Annotated in this window: 10 protein-coding genes and 1 pseudogene; all 11 read left to right on the top strand. The window is 64.9% G+C overall.

Annotated elements, in window-relative coordinates; all coding sequences use genetic code 11:
* Positions 1–112, top strand: a pseudogene (locus R6V09_RS00675) (transposase); the annotation flags it as partial.
* 139 nt (positions 113–251) lie between these two features.
* Complete coding sequence (locus R6V09_RS00670; protein ID WP_317879318.1) at positions 252–1,559, top strand: hypothetical protein; 1,308 nt, start codon at positions 252–254, stop codon at positions 1,557–1,559.
* Positions 1,556–1,801 carry a hypothetical protein gene (locus R6V09_RS00665; protein WP_317879317.1) on the top strand — a complete coding sequence of 82 codons (246 nt, stop codon included), beginning with the start codon at positions 1,556–1,558 and terminating at the stop codon, positions 1,799–1,801. Before R6V09_RS00670 ends, R6V09_RS00665 begins: the two co-directional genes overlap by 4 nt.
* Before the next feature lie 144 nt (positions 1,802–1,945).
* Positions 1,946–2,389, top strand: coding sequence for a hypothetical protein (locus tag R6V09_RS00660; protein ID WP_317879316.1), 444 nt, complete (start codon positions 1,946–1,948; stop codon positions 2,387–2,389).
* Between the two features lie 430 nt (positions 2,390–2,819).
* Complete coding sequence (locus tag R6V09_RS00655; RefSeq protein WP_317879315.1) at positions 2,820–3,233, top strand: head decoration protein; 414 nt, start codon at positions 2,820–2,822, stop codon at positions 3,231–3,233.
* A 14-nt stretch (positions 3,234–3,247) separates the two neighbouring features.
* The gene (locus R6V09_RS00650; RefSeq protein ID WP_317879314.1) at positions 3,248–4,291 is read left to right on the top strand and encodes a major capsid protein; all 1,044 of its coding nucleotides are present in this window, start codon (positions 3,248–3,250) and stop codon (positions 4,289–4,291) included.
* 12 nt (positions 4,292–4,303) lie between these two features.
* Positions 4,304–4,582, top strand: coding sequence for a hypothetical protein (locus R6V09_RS00645; protein WP_317879313.1), 279 nt, complete (start codon positions 4,304–4,306; stop codon positions 4,580–4,582).
* Positions 4,583–4,655: 73 nt separating this feature from the next.
* Positions 4,656–4,982: a hypothetical protein gene (locus tag R6V09_RS00640; RefSeq protein WP_317879312.1), complete on the top strand. Its 327-nt coding sequence runs from the start codon at positions 4,656–4,658 to the stop codon at positions 4,980–4,982.
* A gap of 6 nt (positions 4,983–4,988) precedes the next feature.
* Positions 4,989–5,804 (top strand): phage minor capsid protein, encoded by an 816-nt coding sequence (locus tag R6V09_RS00635; protein WP_317879311.1) that lies wholly within the window; start codon positions 4,989–4,991, stop codon positions 5,802–5,804.
* A 173-nt stretch (positions 5,805–5,977) separates the two neighbouring features.
* A complete protein-coding gene (locus R6V09_RS00630) occupies positions 5,978–6,691 on the top strand; it encodes an IS630 family transposase (protein ID WP_317879310.1) in 714 nt (237 codons plus the stop codon).
* Positions 6,688–7,059 (top strand): transposase, encoded by a 372-nt coding sequence (locus R6V09_RS00625; RefSeq protein ID WP_317879309.1) that lies wholly within the window; start codon positions 6,688–6,690, stop codon positions 7,057–7,059. The genes R6V09_RS00630 and R6V09_RS00625 overlap by 4 nt, the downstream gene beginning before the upstream one ends.
* Positions 7,060–7,069: the final 10 nt, after the last annotated feature.

Genomic DNA, 7,069 nt, shown 5'->3' with positions numbered 1-7,069 from the left:
GCACCTCATCCAGACCATCCGGCAGGGCATGAGAAAGATCCAGTACCGCCCCCACCTCATCGACGGATGCCTCGCTGGAACCGGACTATCTCTCACCCCAACGACTTCATGAGTTCAAGCTCAGTAGTCCCTTTCAGGGAGGCGTCATGTGTGCCGATACCGTGTACGTCTGGGAGGACGACCCAGGGGCGCCGCCGTCCACACGTTCGCCAGTTGCTCGGCCGGTCCCCAAACTGGATCAGAATCCATTGGTGGCCGAAATCAACGGCATGGTGCCCGGGGCGTTTCACAGCAGTGAATATAAGTTGCGCTATTGGTCAGCTGCTGATGCCATACGTCGAACCATTGAGTGGGTTGGGGAAGCGGTGGCAGGTGAGCCGAAGTGGCATGAAGACATAGGGGACAGGCTCACAATCCACTTGGATGATGGAGAGCGGTTTAATGCTTGGTATAACCGTACCGGAGTCTATTTTTTTCACGGCACTGCAAATAACCAAACCATTTATTCAGCTGAGAGTCCGGATATCGTATGCCATGAAATGGGGCATGCTGTTCTCGATCTACTCAATCCTCGGCTATTTGGCGTCAGTGACCCGCAAGTGTACGCGTTTCATGAGGCGTTCGGCGACATCTCGTCTATGTTTTCGTCGCTCACAATGGATGGTTTCTGCTCGGCTGTCATATTCGACACTGGTGGGGATCTGAAGAAATCGTCCCGTCTTTCGCGTATGGCCGAGCAAATGGCCTGGGCTTTGAGGCGTTCCAGGCCCAGCAAGGTGGAGCAGGCGTGTATACGTGATGTCGCGAATGAGTTTTACTACGCGGATCCAATGACTCTACCCCTGCGTGCACCAGCTGTGCAGCTTTGCGCGGAGGAGCACTCTTTTTCGCGAGTATTTTCTGCCGCCGTTTTGGATGCTTTGGCGGAGACCTTTTGTGAGCACACCGTCGAGAGGCTTCAAGATGCGGCTAAAGAAATAGCTAGGATTCTTGTTGTGGCGGCTTCGGCGACTCCAATGTCCTCTCGCTATTACGCTGATGTTGCCGCCCACATGCTTGCCGCGGATAGGGCCATGTTCGGCGGCGAGCACGGCGTAGAACTGCGGGCGGCGTTTGTTGATCGCGGTATTCTCTCCCTTTCTGAATCTTCTGAATTGACGCCGGCGATGCTGGATGCTGGCACTGAGAAGATAGAGCGCGTAATTGGTGCTGAATATATTGAGTGGCCGGATCTGCCGACTACGTCAATGCCTGGGGCAAGGTACGGACTTACCGAAGACTTCCTGGTGGTTGCCCCATCTGAACCTCCACGCTTCGTGAATCCCGTGCCACCGAATGATGTCAATCAGGACCGAACTCTGAGGGCTGCAACCTTCTTCGTTGATTCGTTGTTCAGTCAGGGGGAGATAAGGGCCCCTGAAGAACTCATCACGGAAAAGGCGCCCATGTACCGGCAAGTGGATACGCATACTCACGAGATCGTTCAGGGCGAGCCTGGACTGTACGAGCTGAGGCGCGTAGGCTTCGACGATTCGAAGGAGGGTAAGGGCCACACATGAGCAGCGAACACGAGCAGGACCCCGCAGTAAGCGGAGACCAGCAGGGTCGGGAGGCCCAGCCGTCGTCTGAGCGCGGTCAAGATCGTCGCCAACTGCTCCAGCAGCGTTTCATCGAATCTCTCCTGGCGCACGGTGAAGCTGTGCCGGAGGGACAAGAAGTCCCCGAGGATGCGACTCACGAGTTGCGCCGGGATGAAGAGGGTAACTTGATCGCGCACCGCCGCCACTTCTCTGCGTTTTGATCTTCGCCACAGTAGATGGGACAGACGCCTTCGAGGTGGGCCTATACGGTCTCGTGGGTGCCGCGGAGATAGTAGGAGATGCTCGCTTGCGGGTAGACTGATCAACTGGCGCGGGGGCGCTGGACACCTGTGGATGGTTCACGCATGACGCGCCCCTCACTCCCCAATCCGCTCGAACCGGTCGGGCACCGCCGTGACGGGCGGCCGATCTATCCGACCCTCGGGGCCTCGCCCGACGACGACTCCAACAAGCCCGGTGACGAGGGCGGCGCCCCAAGTGGCGGCGTCACGCAGGAAGACCTGTCGCGGCTGCTGGCCCGCGAGAAGACACAGGGCGGCCGGGCTGCCGTGAAGAAGCTGCTCGGAGACCTCGGGTTCGACAGCTCCGAGGCACTGTCCGAGTTCATCACCACGAAACGCGACGCCGACCAGGCCGCGCTGACTGAGATCGAGCGCCGCGAGCAGGCCGCCGAGGAGCTACTGAGGTCAGCGGAGACACGCGAAGCGCAGGCCCGGGACCGGGAACGCGCCGCCATCCGACGTGCTGCCCTGGGAGGACTCGGCGCGACGGGGGGACGACCTCGATGACGCGGTCCTCCTGATCGACCGCGCCCTGCACGACCAGCCTGACGCCGACGAGGCGGCTGTCGCTGCTGCCGCGGAGCAACTCAAGGAACGTCGCCCCGAGTTGTTCGGCTCTGCCCGGGAAACCGTGCCGCCAGCTCCGGGCGGGTCTCCCGCCGGCGGCCCGCCGAAGCGCGGAGGCATTCCACCCCGGCGCGGGGCGGCGGGTCTCGAAATGGCCCGGCGGCGAGGGCTCATCAGCGACTGACCACGTCGACGAGACATGGCCGTGGGACCACGCCCCTCCAATCGTGGACGCTCTTCCGGAAGCCGGTCGGGCTGATCAGGGACCACGCCCTGGCGCGCTTCGGCCGCCGTCATTTCGTGGACACCGCCCCGCGCCGCTCGCGCCGGGTGCGGGGGCAACCCGATCCGCACCCATGAGGGAGACATCGTGAGCGACTACCAGGTCCTCACCACCGCCACGACGGTCACCGACGACCGGACATGGCTCGCTTCACTGGACGGCGTCCACGAAGCCCAGACGGTCACCGTCGACACCAGCAAGCTGACGGCAGGCACCCACTACACGCCGGGCACGCAGAACCAGCCCCGCCACATCATCAAGTCCGGCATCCCGCTCGGCAAGATCACCGCATCCGGCCTGTACGCGCCCTACAACGCCGCGGCCAGTGACGGCACTCAGACCCTCGCCGGATTCCTCGTCGCCGAGACCGCATTCACCCCCGGCTCGACGAAGACCGCGGGCGCACTGCTGTGGCGCGGCGAGGTGCAGGCGTCGAAGCTGCCCGTCGCCTTCGCGCCGCCGGCCGCCGCGAACACGACCGCGTTCATCCACTACCGGTAAGGAGGCAGACTCCCATGGCACTTGAGAAGCTTCTTGAGGCGATCGTCCCCGAGGACATCCAGGCGTTCATCCGAGCGATCACCACGCCGGAGGACTACCTCCTCACCCGCGAGGTGTTCGCCGAACGGAACATCGACAACGTCAAGTTCCGTACGAAGAGCAGCAAGCGGCGCGTCAACGCGGCGAAGTTCCGCGCGTGGGAAGCCGCGCCGACCCTCGCGAGGCGGCGTGCCGAGCAGGTCATCAACGAAGGCATGCTGCCCTGGGTCGGCCAGGAACTGCCCTTCTCCGAACTCCAGATCATCCTGGCCGCCGTCGACCGTGGCCAGGACACCAGCGAGTTCCTCGACCTCCTCTACGACGACCTCGAACAGCACGTGGAGGCCACGAAAGCCGCCATGGAGATCGCCGCCGGACAAATGCTGTCCACCGGTGTGGTGTCCCTGCCCGGAGTCGCCCTGGACGTCGACTGGAAGGTGCCGGCCGCCAACCGGCCGACGGTCGCGGTGCCGTGGTCCCAATCGGATGCGGCCACCCCGATCACCGACGAGCTGGCGTGGATCCAATACCTGAAGAGCATCGGCGCACCGCGCCCCGAGCGGGTCATCAGCTCGGAGAAGGCGCTGTCGCTGCTCGGGTCCACGGCGGAGTACCGGGCCGCGTTCCACAACTCGCCGTCCACCGAGCAGATCCCGAGCGGCATGCTCGCGCCGGAGGAGGTCAACCGGGTCCGCGCCAAGTACAACCTGCCGCCCGTGACCACTTACGACGTGCAGGCGTACGACAGCAGCGACACCCTGGTGCGCACGACCCCGGAGTCACTGTGGGCGATGATCCCGCCGCGCCGCGAACAGTGGGGCGAGACCCAGTACGGCCTGACCGCCGAGGCGATCGAGCTGCGCGGCAAGGGAGTCATCACCGCCGAGGAGGCCTCTGGCATCGTGATCACCACCCACGTGCAGACGCGTACCCCCGTCCAGTTGTCCACGATCTCCGCCGCTGCTGCGATGCCCGTGCTGTACGTGCCGGACATCCACATCGCCGCGACGGTCTTCTAACGGGAGCTGGTCATGCCGAAGTTGGCGCGCACGGTATTCCTGCGAGACCCCGAGCAGGGCCCGATCCGGCTGGAAGCGGGGGAGGAGGTTCCCGAGCGGCTCGCCCCGCTCATCCCGAACCCGGTCGCGTGGTCGGGGGAGGCTCCCTCTTCGGATGAGGTCACCCCGAACCCGGTCGGCGCGGACGGCGATGAGGGAGAGACGCAGACCGTGGCGGATCCTGCCTCGGAGCCGGAGCCCGTCAAGGCTCCGAGGCGACGCACCGCGAAGGCCGCCGGTGCGGGTGCGTAGGTAGTGGCACATCACCAGTGAGGCTCGGCACCGTCACGGTGCCGAGCCTCACCTAGTACGACAGGAGCATCGGATGGACATCGCTGTACGAGCCTGGTTGCTGGCCCAGCTCGGCCCCACCACGGACACCGTCGACCTGGACGCACGCTATGCGCGGCTGACCTCCGCTCGCGCTGTCGCAAACGAGGTCCTGGCCGAACGGCGCGCGAAGCTGCTCGCTGACCCGCTCCGCATGACCGTGGACGGCGTGGTCACCATCGACCAGAGCAACAACCTCGCGGGGCTCGAACGCCAGATCACCGCGCTCGTGGACCTTGTTCCGCCGGACGAACTGGCCGACGGAGACGACAGCACTGACCTCGTAACCGCGCCGCTGCTGCGCACCCACCGGAGCCGGTAGACCGGCATGCCCTACGAGTGGCCACCGCTGGTGCCCGGAGACCCGGACGAGGTCGCGCGCCGCGTCGCGGCCGTCCTCGAAGACGCCTGGCAGCGACTCGCCGCCCAACAGCGGGCTGTCCTCAGCCAGTTCGCTGACGATCCAAGGACGCAGCACATCGCGGCGACGCTGGAGGAGTTCAAGCAGGCGATCCGCGCCTTCCTCCAACGTGTAGACCAAGAGGCCCAGCAGTTCGTCCAACGGCAGCTACCGCATCTGTACGCCGCCGGCGCTCAATTCGCCGCCGAAGCCCTCAACGTGACCTTCACCTGGACCACCTTCCACCGCGACGCCATCCAGTCGCTCGCGGCCGACTCCTACGCCGACTTCCTGCGCCGCTCCCAGGAAGCCCAGCGCATGGCCAGCCAGTTCTATAGGGCGGCGCGAGAGGCAGCCCGCCGAGAGGTCCCGCTGCTCGCGGCGGGCAACTTGACGGCGACACAGGCTGCCGGGAATCTGGCAGCCAAGCTTGCCGCCGAGCACAAGCTGACGCACGTCGTCTACCGCAACGGTGCTCGCGTCCCGGTCCAGGCCTGGGCGGAGGCGGCAACCCTCGCGAAGAGCGCAGTGGCGTACAACGCCGGAACCCTCAACCGCACCGCCGAGGCTGGCGTCCGGCACGTCGAGGTCTTCGACGGGTTCGACTGCGGTTGGCTAACCCACACTGACCTCGACAAGGCGAACGGCACCGTACGATCCGTGGAGGACGCCACCGGCGCTCCGATCTCGCATCCCCGTTGCCGCAGGGCCTTCGGTCCACGGCCGGATCTGACGTCGGTCTGACGTTGCCGGAAGTGACGGTCGCCGTGTTGCGCCAGCCTCCGCCAGCGCGCCTCGATGATCTGGGTCAAGGACCGCACCGGGATGCCGTGTTGATCAGGACCCGCTAGTGTCTCGTGATCCCGTTGGGGTTACTTGATCTCGTATGTGTCGTTGTTGTCGGCATGGGGCTTTCTGTGGAACAGGCCGCCGAGCTGCGGGAGTTGGCGAACAGCCGGGGCGTGCCGGCCGACATGGCCACGCGGGCCCGGATCGTGCTGTGGTCGGGTGAGGGGCGTCGGCGCAAGGACATTGCCGAGTTGCTCGGAGTCTCGCTGCCGACCGTGGACCGCTGGAAGGCCCGCTATGCCCAACGCGGGCTGGCCGGGTTGGAAGGCAACCGTCCCGGCAGGGCGAGGGAGCAAGTGCCGGTGCGGGTTCGGGCCCGGGTGATTGCGCTGACGCGTATGACGCCGCCGGCGAGTACCGGCCTTTCGCACTGGTCGACTCGCGAGTTGGCGAAGCACCTGAAGCGGACCGAGAACGTCACCGTGTCCTGGCACTACATCGCGCGGATCTGGCGCGAGGAGAATCTGAAGCCGCACCGCAACGGCACCTTCAAGATTTCGAAGGACCCCGCGTTCGCGGACAAGGTCGCCGACGTCGTCGGCCTCTACCTCGCCCCGCCGGGCGGGGCGGTCGTGCTCTCGATCGACGAGAAGACGCAGATCCAGGCCCTGGACCGGACCCAGCCGGTGCTGCCCGTTACCTTCGCGGCCACCGAGAAACGCACCCACGACTACGTTCGGCACGGCACCACCAACTTGTTCGCCGCGCTCAACGTCGGCACTGGCGAAGTGATCGGCGAGTGCAAGCCGAGCCGGAACGGCAAGAACTTCCTGGCCTTTTGAAGAAGGCGGTAAAACCGCACGCGGGCAAGGAGATTCATGTCGTCCTGGACAACCTCTCCACGCACACCACGCCGGAGGTGAAGGCATGGCTGGCCGGCAACCCGCAGGTCCACTTCCACTTCACCCCTGTCGGCTCTTCCTGGATGAATCAGATCGAAACCTGGTTCGGAATCCTGACCCGCCAGTCGATCCGCCGCGGCACCTTCGCCAACGTCAGCGTCCTGATCAAGCAGATCCGCGACTACATCGACACCTGGAACTCCGAGGCCAAACCGTTCACTTGGACCGCAACCGCCGAAGAGATCCTGGCGAAGGTCCGTCTCGTCCAGACCAACATCAAGAAGCTCGTCGCAAACAACTCGAAGTGACACAAACGGG

Source organism: Streptomyces sp. W16 (assembly GCF_033194735.1).
Lineage (GTDB): Bacteria > Actinomycetota > Actinomycetes > Streptomycetales > Streptomycetaceae > Streptomyces.
The sequence above is the reverse complement of the archived record's forward strand: the minus strand, read 5'-3'. Positions and strand labels throughout refer to the sequence as shown.

Bases quoted from the DNA above. Each gene is read 5' to 3' on its own strand.
- R6V09_RS00645 (WP_317879313.1), top strand. From the start codon at position 4,304: ATGCCGAAGTTGGCGCGCACGGTATTCCTGCGAGACCCCGAGCAGGGC.
- R6V09_RS00665 (WP_317879317.1), top strand. From the start codon at position 1,556: ATGAGCAGCGAACACGAGCAGGACCCCGCAGTAAGCGGAGACCAGCAG.
- R6V09_RS00660 (WP_317879316.1), top strand. From the start codon at position 1,946: ATGACGCGCCCCTCACTCCCCAATCCGCTCGAACCGGTCGGGCACCGC.
- R6V09_RS00650 (WP_317879314.1), top strand. From the start codon at position 3,248: ATGGCACTTGAGAAGCTTCTTGAGGCGATCGTCCCCGAGGACATCCAG.
- R6V09_RS00635 (WP_317879311.1), top strand. From the start codon at position 4,989: ATGCCCTACGAGTGGCCACCGCTGGTGCCCGGAGACCCGGACGAGGTC.
- R6V09_RS00640 (WP_317879312.1), top strand. From the start codon at position 4,656: ATGGACATCGCTGTACGAGCCTGGTTGCTGGCCCAGCTCGGCCCCACC.